Below are 15,565 nucleotides of genomic sequence, written 5' to 3' on the forward strand. Positions count from 1 at the left end.
AACGAGATCCGCGCGATGGAAGCGGAAAAGAGGAAGTGACATGGCCTTGCTGGACGCCCTGACGTACGTCATCGACGCCGACAACTCCAAGCTGAACAAGGAGATCGACAAGTCGGAACAGAAGACCGACGAGTTCGGAAAGTCGATGCTGACCGCCGAGGGGCGGGCCGGCCTGATGGAGCAGAAGATCAAGGGGGTGTTCACCCGGATCGGCGCCGCCATTCTGGCCACGGTCGCCGCCTCCAAGGCCTTGGAGACCTTCTACAACCACGTGCAGACGGTCGAGCAGATCCGCAACACCAGCGAGGCGCTCGGGGTTGCGATAGAGGATGTGGACGCCTTCGGGAGGACCATCGTACGCATGGGCGGCGACGCTCAGGGCGCGCGCGACTCCCTGACGGACATGGCCGAATCCATCGGCGAGGCGCTGCAGGATGTGGAGTCCGGCCGCGCGAAGACGTTCAAGGCGCTGGGCATCAGCCTCAAGGACGTGAACGGCCAGGCCAAGAATGCCGTGCAGGGCATGGTAGAGCTGGCCGGCGCCGTAGAAGGGATGGGGCGGGAGGAGGCGGTATTCCGGATCAAGGAGCTGGGGATCACCGACAACCGCACAGTGGAGCTTCTCCTTAAAGGCCGGCAGGAAGTAGAGCGCATGCTGCGCGTCCAGAAGCAGCAGGGCGGCGTAACCAAGGAGTCGGCTGAGCGCGCCAAGGCCTACTCCGAAGCGATGGCGAAGTTCAGGGACAGCACAGACAAAGCCGCCGGCGGGATCGTCGACTGGATCCTGCCAGCGGTCACCTGGTTCATCGACAAGTTGGATGCGGTGGTCACCTGGATGAACAGGCACGACACCTTCGTGAAGGGCTTCTTCATCGGTCTGGCGGTGATTTTGACGGCGATGTTCCTGCCGGCGGTGATCTCGGCAACCGCGGCGGTGTGGGCGCTGATTGCCCCGTTCCTGGCGGTGGCCGCGCCGATTGCCGCCGTCGTGGCGCTCTTCGCGTTGCTGTACGACGACGTGATGAACTTCCTGGACGGGAACGATTCACTCATTGGGCAGATCTCGGAGAAGTATCCGATCGTCGGCGAGACCGTAAAAGCGATGGCGCAGGCTGTCACAGCGGCATTCGATTGGGTCAAGGAGGCGCTGGCCGGCGCCTACGATTCGGTCAAGATCTTCGCGTCGGGAGCAGTGAACTCGTTTGCCGTCATGGGCAAGTCCATAGGCGCCATCTTCCAGGGCGTGGTGGGCGTGGTGAAGAGCGCCTGGGCCTACATCAGCGGGGTCTTTGACAGCGTCTCGTCTGTCATTTCCCGGATCGGCAAGTGGTTGGGCTTCGGAAGCAGCGACGACATCCAGGTGACCGCATCGACGGTGTCCAAGGGGGTATCGGAGGCAGAGGCGAAGGCAGCCGAAAACATGAAGGCGGCACAGGCGCAGCTTGACCTGGCCGCGGCCAACCCGATGAACTCGGTCACGTCGAACGCAATCTCGAATGCCAGCAACACGCACACCGAGACGAACGTCCAGGTCGGTCAGGTCACGGTGCAGACGCAGGCGACTGACGCCCAAGGTATCAGCCAGTCGATCGGCGGCGGCTTGAAAGACGAACTCAGGAACCTGCAGGCTGATTCCGCCAGCGGAGTGAAACGGTAATGCAGTTATCCGACAGCCTTTCCACGTCTACCCAGCAGCAAGTGACGATCCTCGATTCCGAGAGCTTCGACACCTTGTTTGCGTCGGCCCATCCCATGCGGGTCGCGGTGAGGGAGGCCAAGCGCGCCACCAAGTTCGCGGTCGAGGACGGCAGCGAGCGGTCGGACCACGTCGTGCGCGAGCTGACAGAAATCCAGATCGACTTCCTGCTGGCCGATGACACGCGCAACCAGTTCGAGTCCCTGCGCCAGGCGTTCGACCAGAACAAGCTCGTCACCGTACAGACGAAGGTTCGTTCGTACGAAAACATGCTGATCGTCGACATGCCGCATGACGAGACGCCCGAGCTGGGAATGGCGATCAATGTACCCATCAGGATGCAGGAGTGGGTAGAGGTCAAGCCTGAGTTCGGCGAGCTGCCGCCGGCGAAGGTGGAGAACAAGAGCCAGTCCAGCACGGTGAAGCGCGGCCAGCAGACATCGGAGGAATCCGGCGCTGGCACCGAGCGGAAGGGCAGCGTCTTGAGCGGGGTGTTCAAGTGAGAGATATCACCTTGTTGGCGGTGCCGAACCAGACGTTCTCGGCCACGATCAACGGTGTGTTGTGGGAGCTATCCATCAAGGTCGCGCGCGGCACGATGCTGGCTGACGTGCGCCGCGACGGCGTTGACTTGGTCCTGGGCCAGCGGATCGTCGCCGAATTCCCCATCCTGCCGTATCGCTACCTGAGCCACCAGGGAAACTTCGCAATCCTGACCAGGAACGGCGAGTTGCCATGGTGGGAGGAGTTCGGACGGTCGCAGTCGCTGATCTATCTGGAACCGACGGAGGTCGGCATCGATGATTGACCTACGCGCCATCCGAATCGGCATCGAGGTGTCGGGCCGGATGAACTACTACAGCGCCGCGGACGGCATGCGGATCAAGGCCAGCGGCACGAAGTACGCCAATGCCACGCAGAACGAGTGCAGCGTGACCATCTCGAACCTGCGCCGCGAGACGCGCGACTTCCTGCTGACCGAGACGAGCCCGTTCAACAAGAACCGGACGCCGAAGCGGTTGATCGTGGAGGTGGGGCGGATCTCCACCGGCCTGTTCAAGGTATACACAGGCGACATCATCAGCGCGGAGCCTAGCAGCCCGCCGGACGTGGACATCGTCCTGAAGTCCAAGACGGGCAACGCGGCGAACGGGGTAGTGGTCTCCAAGAGCGCCCAGGCGACCTCGAAACTGTCCGCGATCGCTGCAGCTGTGGCCACCGACATCGGCGCGACGCTGGTCTTCCAGGCGTTGGACAAGCTGATCGGGAACTACACCTATACCGGCGGAGCGCTTGGCCAGGTGAACCGGCTGGCCGAGGCCGGCGGGGTCCGAGCCTTCGTGGACGACACCCGGCTGATCGTGCAGGACTTCGACAAGGCCGTCAGCGGCCGGGTCAAGGTCCTGAACGTGAACAGCGGCATGGTGGGCATACCCAAGGCCACAGCGAAGGGCGTGGAGGTGACCTACCTGATCGACGGCGAGTCGGTCTTGGGTGGAACGCTGCGCCTGGAAAGCAAGTTCAACCGGTCGCTGAACGGCGACTACAAGATCGATCAACTGAAGTTCGACGTGGCCAGCCACGAAGATCCATTTTTCTACCAAGCGACATGCAGCCGACTGTAGCCCCCGATATCGACGGCGCCGACGATGGGAGCATGTCGGGCGTCCTGAAGTCCTGGATCCGCGCGTTCATCCGCGAGAACCTGGACGACATGCTGCCCGCTCAGCTTGTCTCCTACGACGACGCCTCAAACCGGGCGGTGGTGAAGCCGCTGATCATGGTCGGCACGACGGACGGGCAGAAGATCTCGCGCGGCAGCATCCCGAACATCCCGGTGTTCCGCTTCGGTGGCGGAGGCTTCTTCATGCGGTTTCCCGTCAAGCCAGGTGACTTCGGCTGGTTGAAGGCGAACGACCGGGATGTGTCGCTGATGTTCCAGCGCGGCGGCCGGGAGGATTGGCCGAACACCGAGAGGTTGCATTCGTTCTCCGACGCGATGTTCTTTCCTGACACGATCAAGGATTGGGCCATCGACGGCGAGAACGCTGATGCGCTCGTCCTGCAGTCCATGGATGGCTCGGTCTGCATCTCGTTGCACGCCGGCGAGGTGCGTATCAAGGCGCCCAAGGCGAAGGTGGAAATACCCGAGACGGAATGGATCGGGAGCATCGAGTTCAAGGGCAACGTGGCCACCAGCGGCGGGAACGTGGCGATGTCAGGCGGCACGTTGACGCACAACGGCAAGAACATCGGAAGCACCCATACCCACAACGGGGTGCAACCCGGCAGCGGAAACTCGGGAGGCCCCAATTGATCTCGTTTCAGACCGACGACGACAACGACTTCGTGACGCTGCCCAACGGCAATCTGGCTATGGTGACCGATCGCCAGGCCGTGGCCCAGGAAGCCAAGCATTTCGCCGCCACGGCGCGCGCGGAGATGATCCACGCTTATGACGAGGGCATCCCGTTTCTGCGCGAGGCATTCAGCAAGCAGCCGAACCTGGCGCAGTTCGAAGCGTCCCTGCGCCGGCGCTTGCTTACGACCCCGGATGTGACGGGCATCTTGAGCCTCGTCACCCAAATTGAGGGCGAAACGCTGAAGTACACGGCGACGCTTCAGACCACATATGGCACGGTAACGATCAATGGCTGATTACAGTTTCATCGCAAACCGCGGCGTCATCGTCGTGGATACGGCCACCACGCGGGCACAGGTGGAAGCCGAATTCCGCGCAGTGTTTGGCGAGGACATGCCGACGGATGCGGCCACGCCCCAGGGCATGCTGATCACCCGCATCACCGAGGAGCGGGACGCGATCGCCCGGAACAACGCCGAGCTCGCCAACCAGATCAACCCGAACCTCGCCGGCGGCGTGTTTCTGGACTCTCTCGTCGCGCTGACTGGCGGTAGGCGTCGAAGCAGCGTGCGGTCGTTGATCATCGGCGCGCTCCTTGGTGGTATTCCCGGCACGAACGTTCCGGCCGGATCGATCGCCGAGACCGATCAGGGTGAGCAGTTCGAACTTGTGACAACGGTCGTCCTTGATTCGGGCGGCACCGCCTCGGGAAACCTGCGCGCCCTGCAGGACGGCGAGATGGTCGTGCCGCCTGGCGGGCTGAACACCGTAGCCTCCAGCGTCTTGGGATGGGAGACGATCACCAACCCCGTGGCGGCGCTTCCGGGCCAGTTGGAAGAGAACGATGTTCTCTTGCGGCGCCGGCGCGCGCAGACGCTGGCACTTCAGACGACTTCGATCAACGAGGCGATCGTGTCGCGGCTCTACAGCATCGAGGCGGTGCGCTCGTGCTACTACCTCGAGAACTATGCGGACGTCGACCAAGTCATCGACGGCATCCCCATGCGCAAGCACAGCATTTGGGCGTGCGTGGAAGGCGGCACGGAACAAGAGGTTGCGCAGGCACTTTTCGAGACCAAGACCGTCGGCGGCGGCTACAACGGCGCGGTCGTCGTCCAGGTTCCGGACCCGGTTAACGGACGGCTGTACGAGGTGAAGTTCGACCGGCCGGAGGAGGTTGCGCTCCTCATCCGTGTCACGGTGAGGGCAAGCACGCTGGACGTCCAGCAGCTGATCCCGGACTTGGTCATGAACTGCGTCAACGGAGATATTGAGGGCGACGTGAGCTTTGTGGTGGGGAGCGACGTGTCGACCTTTGAAATCGCCAGCGCCATCAACCAGCAGGAGCCGACCATCTTTGTGAAAAAGGTCGAACTGTCGGTTGTAGGGTCAGGCGTGTGGTCCGCTGACTCGATGGACATTGCGCCCGACCAGATCGCCCGGACCCAGCGCAGCTCCATCCAGGTGGTGATTGCATGAGCGGAACCCAGCAATTCGACTTTTCGGTCGACCTGATGCGGTCGATCCTATGGCAGTACGAGGGCGCGCCGCGGGCGGTGGCGCTGTCGCGGAATGATCAAGCGTGGATCGACACACACCAGATGGACTTCTGGCGCGCATGGCATCGGGACGTCTTCGATCTGGACTCGGCCAATGAATTTGGACTAGCGGTCTGGGCGCGCATTCTTGGCGTGTCGCTCGAGATCGGTGAGCCCCGCCGGGTTGAGGGGGTATTCGGCTTTGGCACCGAAAACAAGAACTTCGGCAATGGCAATTTCGGGCGCTCCTCCGACGGCCAGGTCAGCCTGGATATCGAGTCCGCGAGGAAACTGCTGAAGCTGCGGTGGTTTCAGCTGACCATGCGGCCCACGGCGCCGAACATCAATCAGGCGCTGGCGAGCGTATTCGGTGACGGCATCGCCTACGTGGCAGACAGCTACGACATGAACTTGGTCACCTTTTTCTTCACGCAGGCACCGGACTACCGGTTGCGACGCCTGTTGGAGAGAACGGACATCCTTCCCCGGCCGTCCACAGTGGGGGTCGGTTGGAAGGTGCAAGTCAAACCCTCGTGGGGCTTTGGCCCTGAACACCTCAATTTCGAAAACGGAAACTTCGGAGCGTAAATGGCTACCAGGATCTACAAAACGTCGTTTGCTGCGACGGGCGATAAAGAAGCGCTGGCAACCGCCGACCAACCGGACGGCAAGGTATCGCTGCAGGCTGGCTGGACGCCGGATTACGAGCTGCCCAACGACAACGCCAATTACCGTCCGGTGGGCCGATCCGAGATGAACGGCATTCTCAACGAGCTCACGGAAGGGCTCGGCGAGATGCAACTGAATGGCTTTGCGAAATGGCAGGCTATCGACGGCGGTTGGCCCCTTGGTGCCCAAGTTAGCCATGGCGGAATCGTCTACAAGTCGACGAGTGCCGATAACGTCGCCGAACCAGGCCCAGGCGTCGCAGGATGGGTGAACCAGAACGCTGGAGCGCTGCTCCGAACGTCGGTGTACCGCAATTCCGGGGGCACTCAACAAGTGAGCGTTGATGGCGGCGCGTTCACGACCACGGGGGCAACCACCTTCACCAAGTTGGCCCAATCAAGTTCGGCCATCATCAGGGTCGGCGGTGGAGGTGGCGGCGGCGGTGGCTGCCAGGCGAATGGAGCTGGCGCTACCTCTTGTGGTGGTGGCGGCGGTAGTGGCGCGTACGCCGAAACTCGCTTGACGTCTGGGTTTACCGGGCAGGTTGTGACTGTTGGCGCGGGCGGGGCCGCTGGCGCGGTTGGCGGTGGTGGCGGATTTGGCGGTTCGTCAGCTTTCGGTGCGATTGTCACAGCGCCGGGCGGAGGCGGTGGCGCCGTGGGGCTTACTACCTCATCGTTTCCTCTAGTCAGCCAATCTGGCTCACGCGCAGGCCCCGCCACTGGGGGCAATATTTTGAACTCCACTGGCACTCCCGGGGATAACGGCGTTGCGCTTGCATTGAATCGCATCATGGGGGGAGCTGGCTCGAGTTCCGTATTCGGTGGTGGCGGGGGCACGCCTATCGCGGGCGGCTCCGGCAATGATGGCGGGGCATATTGCGCGGGCGGTGGCGGCGGTGCGTCGGCCGCTTCGCAAGCTGGTCAGTCTGGCGCTGCTGGCGGTTCCGGCGTCGTTATCGTCATGGAGTATTCGTAATGATCTACGCGCGAATTGAAAATGGCATGGTGGTCGAGATCATCCAGCCGATGTTCTTTGACGACGGGTCTGAGATTCCGATTGAACTTCGGTTTACCCCGCAATTCGTCGCCACGCTAATCAACGTGTCCGATGAAAATCCGATGCCGGACGTTTGGTGGCGCTTCGATGGCGAGAGATTCTTGGCGCCCAGCGCCCAGGTTGTTGGCGATGATTAGGCGAGATGTCCTTGGAATTTGGTCGATTTGGGGTTTGTTCAGCTGACCGAGCTACATGATCTACACCCCGAGGGTTGTATCGTCTACGAAGAAATCAATCAATCTAGCCCGCTATTGCGGGCTAGATGCGCACCATGGCCGAAGACTAACCTGCACCGATAAGATCGGTGATAATTCGATTTCTTATCGGGAGCAGACATGGGCTTTTTTGACAAGTACGAGAAGTTCTACAAGACAAGTAACACAAGCCCTTTCCCTCATCGACTGAATAGTCGCCATGAGGCTATCGTTGCGCGCAACGCCGACAGGATCGAGGGCCGGCGCGTTCTCGATATAGCGAGCCATGACGGGCGTTGGAGCTTCGCTGCGTTGCAGGCTGGAGCGTCCCATGTGACGGGAATCGAACCTCGAGCGGAGTTGATCGCAAACGCGAAGGAAACTTTCCATCACTATGGGATTGCTCCAAGCCGGTACGATCTGCAGCAGGGAGATGTATTCCGCAGGTTGGAGGGCCAAAAGTTCGACGTGGTGTTCTGTCTGGGTTTTTACTACCACACGATCCGGCATGCGGAACTACTCGACTTGATAGAGCGCACTGGCGCTCAATTTGTGGTCATTGACACCGAGGTTACGCCGGCGGTCGATGAGCGCCCGAGGGTCACGTCTGAGGATCCTCGTTTGGTTTACAAGAACCCTCACGATATCCAGCTTCTGCTGGACCCCGTGGAGGACCAACAGATGGCTTGGTCAGATTCGATGACCAGAAATGGGCGAACGCTGGTCGGCAGGCCTTCTCGCTCGGCTATTGAATTCATGGCCGCACACTTTGGCTACACCTATGATGAGTTCGACTGGGCTTCTTTCTTCGAGCAGCACCCAGAAGCGAAGTCGTCGATGGTCGACTACGACGAGAAATGGCGAGGTACGTTCTACCTCTCCAAGTAGCAGATTCAGCCACATCAAACCCGCTCCGGCGGGTTTTTTTACGTCTATAGGGGACGCGATTGAACATCCAAGACTTCGACGCCTTCGCGGCAAAGTTTGCCGGCGTGCTTGGCGCCGCGGTATCGATGCGATACCTGCAGGGGTCCTGGCCGGCGCGCCTCAGCATGGCGGTCAGCGGTTCGCTGGTCGCCTATTACGCCGCGCCGTACCTGTCGCTCATGCTGGGCATTCCTGAAGGGCTGGCCGGCTTTCTGACCGGCATGTTTGGAATGGCCATCGTCTCGCGCGCCTGGGAGGCGGTGCAGGCGGCGCCCGTCGGCGCGTTGTGGCAAGCCGTGATCGACCGCGTGCGCGGCAGAGGGGCATGAACATGGACAGCACCATCATTCTCACGCTGTGGGCGGTCCTCGCCTTCGTCTGCTGGCTGGTGGTGGCCGGCGGCGCGGCTCTGGCGGTCTTCGCGCGCGGCATCAAGGACACAACGCTCGAGCGGATCGGCCTGTCGGCCGTGTGCCTGACAGCTACCGGCGCGGCCTGCCGCATCTTCGTGGCGGGCTGGGCCAGCGCGGGAGACGCGGCTCTCGCGGCCTCTGCCGCCTTCTACGTGGCCGCCGTGACGGCCAAGCACATCAGGAGCCCAAAGCTATGACGCTGTCCGAAATCATCGTCGCGGGGATCAACCCGGCGCTGGCATTGTTGCCCGCCAGTATGGACACGCCCGAAGCGCGCATCATGCTGCTGGCGATCGGGCTGCAAGAATCGCGCTTCGAGCATCGGCGCCAACTCGTGGGCAACCCGCCGCGCCCGACCGGGCCGGCGAAAAGCTTCTGGCAGGCGGAGCAGGGCGGCGGGATGGTGCACGGCGTCCGGCTGCACGTCGCCACCCGCGCCGCGGCCGCGCACCTTTACCAGGCCCGGGGCGTGCCGGCGCGGGACGCCGCCATCTGGGACGCCATCGAGAACGACGATGTGCTGGCTGCCGGCCTGGCGCGGCTGCTGCTTTGGAGCGACCCCGGCCGGCTGCCAGCGGTCGGCGATGAGCAGGGCGCCTGGAATCTCTACCTGCGCACCTGGCGGCCGGGCAGGCCGCATCCAGAGACGTGGCCGGCCTTGTACGCACGCGCGGTGGCAGAGGTGGCCCGATGAACCCGCTGCTGCGCGCGGCGTTGCCCTACCTGATCGGCGCGGCGGTGCTGGCCGCGGCCGTCCTGGGCGTGCGCTGGTATGGCGCCAGCCAATACGAGGCAGGCGCAGATGCCAAGCAAGCGGAAATCGAAAAACGCCAGGCGGCCATCGAGCGCGCCTGGCAGGAGGAGAGAGACCGTGCTGATGCCGAATACCGCGGCGCTGTCCTGGCGCGCCAACAAACCGAATCGAAGCTGGCCAAGGCTGAGCGCGAACGTGATGCCGCTTTTGCTCGTGTTGGCGGGTTGCTCAAGCAGCTCGACGGCCGGCGCGCCGAGGCACCCAACGCCGGCGGCGGACCTGATGGCGCCGGCCCCGACTGGATCGGCGTATTTGGAGAGTGTCTCGGCCGAGCTCAAAGCCTTGGACGACGACTTGGCGAGGTGGGAAAGGATGCTGCAGGATGGGCTGACCAAGTGAATGGCCTGCAAGACTACATTAAGGCCCTGCTCGGTAGCGCCTCTATCGACGAAAAAATTTCCAAAGCAAAACTGTTACCAATGGGGATAGGTAGATAGCGCCGGAAATCAAGTTGGCTTCTGCCCGTATGCCGTGTGGTTGGAATAGCAGGCCGCGGACCAACAGTATTGCGCCGATCGCTCCGAGAGCCAGTACCACCACAGCCGCAATGCGGCGAGCGATTGAAGGAATTCTAGAGAGCACGTTCATCGCCCTTTCCTGGCGCTCCATTCGTGCAATCGCGGTTTCAAGTTCTAACCTGCGCTTCCGCTCTTCAAGTTGTTCGATCGATTCGGTCATGGCCGCAATGGAAAATTGAGTTGTGAGATTGTATTTCTATCTTATGCGGTGAGCCACTGCATCCACCACCCCTGGTAGTAGCGCCGGCCGTCGATCTCTTCGAAGCCGCAGACCATCATCCCCCTGTCAGAACAGAAGGTAAGCAGCTCCGGCTCGAGCAGGTCGGGTATCGGCCCTTTCGCCGTCGCGCCGAACTTGGCCAGACCATCCATCGTCATGACGCGTACCTGGCGCCGCATGTCCTCGCGCGTGATCGAGTACATCCGCACGCTGCCGGTTACCGCTGGCGCGGGGTCATTGTCGCGGCGCTTCTGGCCGAGATGGTGGGTGCGGACGACGGAACAAAGCATGATTCTGCTGCGTAAAACTGTATGGATGTACAGTGTATTGCAGCAAAACCGGGGTCAGGTCATCGGTGTGGCGACCAGCTTTTCGGAGGGGAAGGGGACGAGGAGGTCGCGGCTTTGATCGGCGCTGGCGGTCAGCCAGTCACTGTATGCGCCCTCGGGAAGGATCACCACCATTCGTTTTTCTTTGTTGGGTTGGTGGTAGTCGCGGAACAGGGGATCGTCGTCCGCGCTGATGGTCAGCATCGTGTAGCTCTCATGCCATTGGCCAGCCGCGTCGCGATAGCGGTCCCACAGGCCGGCAACGCCCAGCGGCGCGCCGTCGGCCCGCGTGAAGCGCGTGGCCACTGCTTTGCCGGATCGCCAGTCAGGTTCGAATATGGCATCGGCGGGAATGATGCAGTGCTGCGCGCGGCGCCAGGCATTGCGGAAGGTGAAGGCGTTGGCGACGCGGTCGTCGCGGGCATTGAAGGTGGACAGCTTCTCCGCGCCGGGTAGCGCGTCCGGCCGGGTGGATCCCGAGATCAGGCCCCAGCGGCCCGTCACGGCTTCGATGCCGGGCACGGCCTCGTCGCCGGCGTCGTGCTCTGGCGGCCGGCGGACGAAGGTGCCCTGATAGCGCGGCCACATGTCGTACTTGCCGAGCACACCCGGCCGGGTCACGCCGAACTTCTTCAGCAGCAATTCAGCATCTTTCAGGGTCTGGTAATGACTACACATGAGGTCCTCCCGGGGGAGGTCAGTATAGGTGCAGAGGGACAACTAGGCCGGGTTGACCATGATTCGGATCTGTCGCAAAGTGCAAGTCTTGGAGCCAACGCAACGGCGCTCAAGCACTCTCGCGCCGTGCAGGTATCTTTCAGTTGTTTAAAGGATCCTGGGCAATGCGAGTTCTCATCGTTGACGATGATTCGACGACTTCCGAATTGACCGCCGAGTGTCTGATGATGGACGAGTCTGTTTTGACGCGGACCGCGGGCGACGGTGCGACGGCAATGCGGACTACGATTGAGTTCAAGCCCGACGTGATTCTTTTGGACATTGAACTGCCTGATGCTTCAGGCCTTGAACTGGCGCCGCGGCTTAAGACCCTCTGCCCAGACAATACGCCCCGCGTCGTCATCTTTAGTGGCAGCGTGCGATTAGCGGATTCGGTTGTTCTACCGATTGGCGTTGATGCCTGGCTCACAAAACCTGCCCATCTTGACACGCTGCTGGACACCATTTTCCGCCCGACCGGTTCTCGGAGCAGGCCGCTCTAAATCAGACGTGCGAGCCGAAACCGGGATGCTTCGGCCGAACTGCTGCAAGCTGAGCGTTAGAACAGATGGCTGCTAAGCCGCATATAATCGTGGCCCATAAACGGGATTTGTTCTAACGCATATTACAAAGACCCGTGTGAAATCAAGGCGTTAGGTAGATTTCCTACGGGCCTTCTAAGCCTGAGGTCGGGGGTTCGAGCCCCTCCTGCCGCGCCAGCCCTAAAGCTTGCCATATGAACCTTGACCGACTGCGCCGGGAATTTCCCCGCTACGACATCTCCACCCTGCCGACTCTGCCCGAAGGCTACGTTGACGCGTCTGAACGCATCGACGCGGCGCCGTCCTTCGTGAACGAGGAGCGCGGCTTGAAGGTGTATGTCGACTACGCCAACTACGCCGACCGCGAATCCGGCAGAAGCCAGCGCTACTGCGTCTCGCGTTGGGACGAGGAAGAAGGCGACTACGAGGATGTGGCGTTGTCGACGAATGATTGGGCGGAAGTCGTGCGGTTTCTGACTGCCTGAGTTTGCTTCAAGGGAGGGCTGCGCCGATCTTCGGTGTCGGCCTCTCGATCTTGCGCATTCTCTCTTTGCCTTTTCTCGCGGCTTGCATTCCCTCGACGCGCAAAGCGGGGCAGCGAGCATGATGCCGATCACAAGAGCACACGTCTATCGCGAAAATAATATTGATCTGATTTACGGGGCATAGGTGTGGCTTCTAAAAGGGCAGTGCTGCCTGGCGCCAAGAGCGACCAGCGTGGCATGACCCAAATGGAAGCTCGCCATGCCCACCCAATCTGATCTGCGCTTCACATTCGCCATCGGCGATGAGTCCTTCGAGGTAGTTGAATTTACGTTGCAGGAAGGGTTGTCCGAGACATTCCTGCTTGAAGTTGACTTGTCCAGCGCCAGCGCTGCCATCGACTTCGGCACAGTGTTGGACCGTGCCGCACTGCTCACCATCTGGCACGGCGATACGCCGGTTCGCTACGTGCACGGCGCCGTCTCGGCCTTCGTTCAGGGCGACACAGGCTTCCGCAGAACCCGTTACTCCGCGATCGTCGAGCCGCGTCTTGCGCGCTTGAAACTCAGTTCCGACTGGCGCATCTTCCAGTCCCTTTCGGTCCCGCAAATTGCCGAAACCGTCCTCAAGACGCATGGACTTACCCAGGATTACGAGCAGCGCAACACCACTGAGCATCTGACCCGTGAATACTGCGTCCAGGCTGGCGACACCGACTACCAGTTCGTCGAGCGCATCATGCGCGAGGAAGGATTTTTCTACTCCTTTCGCCACACCGCCGAGGGCCATCAGCTGGTTCATAGCGATCGCCTCTTCATCCACGGCCGCGTGGGTGACGATCCCGTGCAGTATCACCCAACGCCGGGCGGTGACCAGCCGCAGCCCGCTCTGCGCCGCTTCTCGTACATCGAGAACGTGCGCACCGCACGCCAGACGCAGCGCGACTACACCTTTCACAACCCGCGCTACACCCATCAGCACAGTAGCGACGGGCAAAACCTGAACCATCAAGGGCGTCGCTACGAGCGATACGACTACCCCGCACGTGCCAAGTTTGACGAGGCCGGCAGGCCGTTCGCCGTGAACCGCCTACGCGGTCGCCGTCGTGATGCCTGTATCGCCCGGGTCGAAGGCGACGATGCCCGTCTGCAGCCGGGCATTTCATTCATCCTGGCTGGCCACCCGCGCGAAGATATGAACCGCGGATGGCGTCCGGTGCGCATCGTTCACCGCGGTACGCAACACCCCAGTCAGGCAGAGGAAAGCGCCCAGGCGCAATTGGGTACGCATTACCGCTACGAGGCCGATCTCGTTCCGGACGACGCAGAGTGGCGCGCCGAACCGTTGCCCCCGCCACGTATCGATGGCCCCCAGAACGCCGTCGTGGTTGGTCCGCCTAACGAGGAAATCTTTACCGACGAATACGGACGGGTGAAGGTCCAATTCCCGTGGGATCGGCTGGGTAACCAGGACGATCACAGCTCATGCTGGATCCGCGTGTCGCAGAATATCGCCGGCGCCACCTGGGGCCACATGGCCATCCCGCGCATCGGACAGGAGGTCATCGTCCAGTTCCTGGATGGGGATACCGATCAGCCGATCATTACGGGCAGGGCCTACAACCGCCTGCAATTGCCGCCGTACGAATTGCCCAAATTCAAGGAACTGGCAACGGTCAAAAGCAAGGAACACAAAGGGAACCGCGCCAGTGAATTGCGGCTGGACGACACCACCTCTCAGATCAGCGCCGCGCTGATGAACGACCATGGCGCAACCCATCTGCACCTTGGCTACCTGACGCACCCTCGGCCCCGCGGCGGAAGCCCCCGCGGTGAAGGCTTCGAGCTGCGTACCGACCTGCACGGCGCCCTGCGCGCCGCACAGGGCCTGCTGCTTACCACCGATGAACAGCCAAACGCCCAAGGGGGACACCTTGCTCGCACCCAGTTGGTCCAATGCCTGGAAAGTGCGCTCGAGTTGGCGAAAAACCTCGGTGAGTACGCTGAACAGCATCAGAATCTGCCGCACGACGCCGGTCCCCAGACAACCTTGTCCAACGCCGTCCGCGACTTGGGGCATGGCGCAAACGACGAGAGCGGCGAAAACGGCGGGCAGCCCATTATCGGCCTCAGCAGCCCCGCAGGCATTGCCGCAGCCACGCCGCGCTCCATCGCCCTCGCTGCGGGCCAGCATATGGATACGGTCGCTGAGCAAAACCAACATGTCACGGCGGGCCAGTCCATCGTCATGAACGCCGGGCAAGGCATCAGTCAATTCACCCATGCCGGTGATCTGCGCCAAATCGCGCATCAAGGGCAGGTGCGCGTCCAGGCTCAACAAGCGTCGATCCACCTTCAGGCAAACAAGAGCGTCGTGGTCAGCGCCAGTAATGAACATGTTCTGGTGACCGCCGACAAGCACATCACCCTGCTATGTCAGGGCGCCTACATCAAGATGGAAGGGGGCAACATCGAGTACGGCTGCCCCGGTGCCATGACCTTCAAAGCAGGCAGCTTCGACTGGGTGGGTGCGGCGAGCGAATCCGTGACGTTACCTCAGTTCGATGTCGGATCGACTCAGAGACGCTTTGTATTGACGTTGCCTGACGGCGAACGACCCGCCGCCAGGCATCCGTACAGAATCACGCTCAGCAATGGAGATGTGCGTGATGGCGTTACGGATGCCGAGGGTGGCACCGACCTCGTGGAGATGGGGGCGATGCACGTCGCCTCGCTAACGCTGCTTCCTCGAAATGGCTCTGGGGCATCGCAATCGAATACCCCTGACAGACCAACACAGATGCCGGCCGGCAACGAAAAGGCAATACGAAGAATATTTTGGACTTACGGCAAAGCGGAAACCCCAATCAGTGATATCTCCCGCCATTCCGCAGACCTGAATCTACACGTGGAGACCATCAACTATCAGTCAGGGGACGCCGTGCAGGTTCGACTTCGATCGGAGGGGGGCGAACCGCCTCTGGACATACTCCTTGACGCGATCGTTGGTGAAGATAAAACAGCGACCCTAAAAAATGTGCTGGCTAATCAGCGTATCGCGGTCGCCTCACAGGAGAGCTAAGAC

The 15,565-nt window shown here is 61.6% G+C and carries 20 protein-coding genes; 18 read left to right on the top strand and 2 right to left on the bottom strand.

Annotated features, from left to right (window positions below; translation table 11 throughout):
* The first annotated feature begins 40 nt into the window (after nucleotides 1-40).
* From B3098_RS21805 to B3098_RS21875, 15 genes are all read left to right on the top strand, one after another.
* Nucleotides 41-1,657: a phage tail tape measure protein gene (locus tag B3098_RS21805; RefSeq protein ID WP_286898892.1), complete on the top strand. Its 1,617-nt coding sequence runs from the start codon at nucleotides 41-43 to the stop codon at nucleotides 1,655-1,657.
* Nucleotides 1,657-2,199 carry a phage baseplate protein gene (locus B3098_RS21810; protein WP_286898893.1) on the top strand — a complete coding sequence of 181 codons (543 nt, stop codon included), beginning with the start codon at nucleotides 1,657-1,659 and terminating at the stop codon, nucleotides 2,197-2,199. Before B3098_RS21805 ends, B3098_RS21810 begins: the two co-directional genes overlap by 1 nt.
* Nucleotides 2,196-2,504 (top strand): hypothetical protein, encoded by a 309-nt coding sequence (locus B3098_RS21815; RefSeq protein WP_286898894.1) that lies wholly within the window; start codon nucleotides 2,196-2,198, stop codon nucleotides 2,502-2,504. The genes B3098_RS21810 and B3098_RS21815 overlap by 4 nt, the downstream gene beginning before the upstream one ends.
* A complete protein-coding gene (locus tag B3098_RS21820; RefSeq protein WP_286898895.1) occupies nucleotides 2,497-3,321 on the top strand; it encodes a baseplate hub protein in 825 nt (274 codons plus the stop codon). The genes B3098_RS21815 and B3098_RS21820 overlap by 8 nt, the downstream gene beginning before the upstream one ends.
* The gene (locus B3098_RS21825; protein ID WP_286898897.1) at nucleotides 3,306-4,013 is read left to right on the top strand and encodes a Gp138 family membrane-puncturing spike protein; all 708 of its coding nucleotides are present in this window, start codon (nucleotides 3,306-3,308) and stop codon (nucleotides 4,011-4,013) included. The genes B3098_RS21820 and B3098_RS21825 overlap by 16 nt, the downstream gene beginning before the upstream one ends.
* Nucleotides 4,010-4,354, top strand: coding sequence for a hypothetical protein (locus B3098_RS21830; RefSeq protein WP_286898898.1), 345 nt, complete (start codon nucleotides 4,010-4,012; stop codon nucleotides 4,352-4,354). The genes B3098_RS21825 and B3098_RS21830 overlap by 4 nt, the downstream gene beginning before the upstream one ends.
* On the top strand, nucleotides 4,347-5,537 hold the full coding sequence (locus B3098_RS21835) for a baseplate J/gp47 family protein (protein ID WP_286898899.1): 1,191 nt from the start codon (nucleotides 4,347-4,349) through the stop codon (nucleotides 5,535-5,537). Before B3098_RS21830 ends, B3098_RS21835 begins: the two co-directional genes overlap by 8 nt.
* Nucleotides 5,534-6,184: a DUF2612 domain-containing protein gene (locus B3098_RS21840; protein ID WP_286898900.1), complete on the top strand. Its 651-nt coding sequence runs from the start codon at nucleotides 5,534-5,536 to the stop codon at nucleotides 6,182-6,184. Before B3098_RS21835 ends, B3098_RS21840 begins: the two co-directional genes overlap by 4 nt.
* Complete coding sequence (locus B3098_RS21845) at nucleotides 6,185-7,243, top strand: hypothetical protein (protein ID WP_286898901.1); 1,059 nt, start codon at nucleotides 6,185-6,187, stop codon at nucleotides 7,241-7,243.
* Nucleotides 7,243-7,461, top strand: a complete 219-nt coding sequence (locus B3098_RS21850) for a hypothetical protein (RefSeq protein WP_286898902.1) — start codon at nucleotides 7,243-7,245, stop codon at nucleotides 7,459-7,461. Before B3098_RS21845 ends, B3098_RS21850 begins: the two co-directional genes overlap by 1 nt.
* A gap of 198 nt (nucleotides 7,462-7,659) precedes the next feature.
* A complete protein-coding gene (locus B3098_RS21855) occupies nucleotides 7,660-8,406 on the top strand; it encodes a class I SAM-dependent methyltransferase (protein ID WP_286898903.1) in 747 nt (248 codons plus the stop codon).
* A gap of 59 nt (nucleotides 8,407-8,465) precedes the next feature.
* Entirely contained in the window at nucleotides 8,466-8,774 is a 309-nt protein-coding gene (locus B3098_RS21860) for a hypothetical protein (protein WP_286898904.1), read from the top strand.
* A 2-nt stretch (nucleotides 8,775-8,776) separates the two neighbouring features.
* Nucleotides 8,777-9,055 carry a hypothetical protein gene (locus tag B3098_RS21865; protein ID WP_286898905.1) on the top strand — a complete coding sequence of 93 codons (279 nt, stop codon included), beginning with the start codon at nucleotides 8,777-8,779 and terminating at the stop codon, nucleotides 9,053-9,055.
* Nucleotides 9,052-9,552: a hypothetical protein gene (locus B3098_RS21870; protein WP_286898906.1), complete on the top strand. Its 501-nt coding sequence runs from the start codon at nucleotides 9,052-9,054 to the stop codon at nucleotides 9,550-9,552. Before B3098_RS21865 ends, B3098_RS21870 begins: the two co-directional genes overlap by 4 nt.
* Nucleotides 9,549-10,109 carry a hypothetical protein gene (locus tag B3098_RS21875; RefSeq protein ID WP_286898908.1) on the top strand — a complete coding sequence of 187 codons (561 nt, stop codon included), beginning with the start codon at nucleotides 9,549-9,551 and terminating at the stop codon, nucleotides 10,107-10,109. Before B3098_RS21870 ends, B3098_RS21875 begins: the two co-directional genes overlap by 4 nt.
* A gap of 282 nt (nucleotides 10,110-10,391) precedes the next feature.
* Here B3098_RS21875 and B3098_RS21880 read toward each other — a convergent pair whose 3' ends face one another.
* Both B3098_RS21880 and B3098_RS21885 read right to left on the bottom strand, forming a co-directional pair.
* The gene (locus tag B3098_RS21880) at nucleotides 10,392-10,700 is read right to left on the bottom strand and encodes a hypothetical protein (protein ID WP_286898909.1); all 309 of its coding nucleotides are present in this window, start codon (nucleotides 10,698-10,700) and stop codon (nucleotides 10,392-10,394) included.
* A 54-nt stretch (nucleotides 10,701-10,754) separates the two neighbouring features.
* On the bottom strand, nucleotides 10,755-11,417 hold the full coding sequence (locus B3098_RS21885) for an SOS response-associated peptidase (protein WP_286898911.1): 663 nt from the start codon (nucleotides 11,415-11,417) through the stop codon (nucleotides 10,755-10,757).
* A 164-nt stretch (nucleotides 11,418-11,581) separates the two neighbouring features.
* Between B3098_RS21885 and B3098_RS21890 the strand changes: the two genes are divergently transcribed.
* The 3 genes from B3098_RS21890 to B3098_RS21900 all read left to right on the top strand — a co-directional run bounded on the left by B3098_RS21890 (nucleotide 11,582) and on the right by B3098_RS21900 (nucleotide 15,562).
* On the top strand, nucleotides 11,582-11,959 hold the full coding sequence (locus B3098_RS21890) for a response regulator transcription factor (protein WP_286898912.1): 378 nt from the start codon (nucleotides 11,582-11,584) through the stop codon (nucleotides 11,957-11,959).
* Between the two features lie 233 nt (nucleotides 11,960-12,192).
* Nucleotides 12,193-12,483, top strand: a complete 291-nt coding sequence (locus B3098_RS21895) for a hypothetical protein (RefSeq protein WP_175124381.1) — start codon at nucleotides 12,193-12,195, stop codon at nucleotides 12,481-12,483.
* A gap of 259 nt (nucleotides 12,484-12,742) precedes the next feature.
* Nucleotides 12,743-15,562, top strand: coding sequence for a type VI secretion system Vgr family protein (locus tag B3098_RS21900; protein WP_286898913.1), 2,820 nt, complete (start codon nucleotides 12,743-12,745; stop codon nucleotides 15,560-15,562).
* Nucleotides 15,563-15,565 lie beyond the last annotated feature (3 nt).

Source organism: Achromobacter sp. UBA2119 (assembly GCF_002331005.1).
Classification (GTDB): Bacteria; Pseudomonadota; Gammaproteobacteria; order Burkholderiales; family Burkholderiaceae_B; genus Achromobacter; species Achromobacter animicus.

Excerpts from the sequence above, each read along its gene's own strand:
- B3098_RS21865 (WP_286898905.1), top strand. The coding sequence starts at position 8,777 with ATGGACAGCACCATCATTCTCACGCTGTGGGCGGTCCTCGCCTTCGTC.
- B3098_RS21820 (WP_286898895.1), top strand. The coding sequence starts at position 2,497 with ATGATTGACCTACGCGCCATCCGAATCGGCATCGAGGTGTCGGGCCGG.
- B3098_RS21810 (WP_286898893.1), top strand. The coding sequence starts at position 1,657 with ATGCAGTTATCCGACAGCCTTTCCACGTCTACCCAGCAGCAAGTGACG.
- B3098_RS21885 (WP_286898911.1), bottom strand. The coding sequence starts at position 11,417 with ATGTGTAGTCATTACCAGACCCTGAAAGATGCTGAATTGCTGCTGAAG.
- B3098_RS21870 (WP_286898906.1), top strand. The coding sequence starts at position 9,052 with ATGACGCTGTCCGAAATCATCGTCGCGGGGATCAACCCGGCGCTGGCA.
- B3098_RS21880 (WP_286898909.1), bottom strand. The coding sequence starts at position 10,700 with ATGCTTTGTTCCGTCGTCCGCACCCACCATCTCGGCCAGAAGCGCCGC.
- B3098_RS21850 (WP_286898902.1), top strand. The coding sequence starts at position 7,243 with ATGATCTACGCGCGAATTGAAAATGGCATGGTGGTCGAGATCATCCAG.
- B3098_RS21845 (WP_286898901.1), top strand. The coding sequence starts at position 6,185 with ATGGCTACCAGGATCTACAAAACGTCGTTTGCTGCGACGGGCGATAAA.
- B3098_RS21840 (WP_286898900.1), top strand. The coding sequence starts at position 5,534 with ATGAGCGGAACCCAGCAATTCGACTTTTCGGTCGACCTGATGCGGTCG.
- B3098_RS21875 (WP_286898908.1), top strand. The coding sequence starts at position 9,549 with ATGAACCCGCTGCTGCGCGCGGCGTTGCCCTACCTGATCGGCGCGGCG.
- B3098_RS21895 (WP_175124381.1), top strand. The coding sequence starts at position 12,193 with ATGAACCTTGACCGACTGCGCCGGGAATTTCCCCGCTACGACATCTCC.
- B3098_RS21890 (WP_286898912.1), top strand. The coding sequence starts at position 11,582 with ATGCGAGTTCTCATCGTTGACGATGATTCGACGACTTCCGAATTGACC.
- B3098_RS21835 (WP_286898899.1), top strand. The coding sequence starts at position 4,347 with ATGGCTGATTACAGTTTCATCGCAAACCGCGGCGTCATCGTCGTGGAT.
- B3098_RS21825 (WP_286898897.1), top strand. The coding sequence starts at position 3,306 with ATGCAGCCGACTGTAGCCCCCGATATCGACGGCGCCGACGATGGGAGC.
- B3098_RS21855 (WP_286898903.1), top strand. The coding sequence starts at position 7,660 with ATGGGCTTTTTTGACAAGTACGAGAAGTTCTACAAGACAAGTAACACA.
- B3098_RS21900 (WP_286898913.1), top strand. The coding sequence starts at position 12,743 with ATGCCCACCCAATCTGATCTGCGCTTCACATTCGCCATCGGCGATGAG.
- B3098_RS21805 (WP_286898892.1), top strand. The coding sequence starts at position 41 with ATGGCCTTGCTGGACGCCCTGACGTACGTCATCGACGCCGACAACTCC.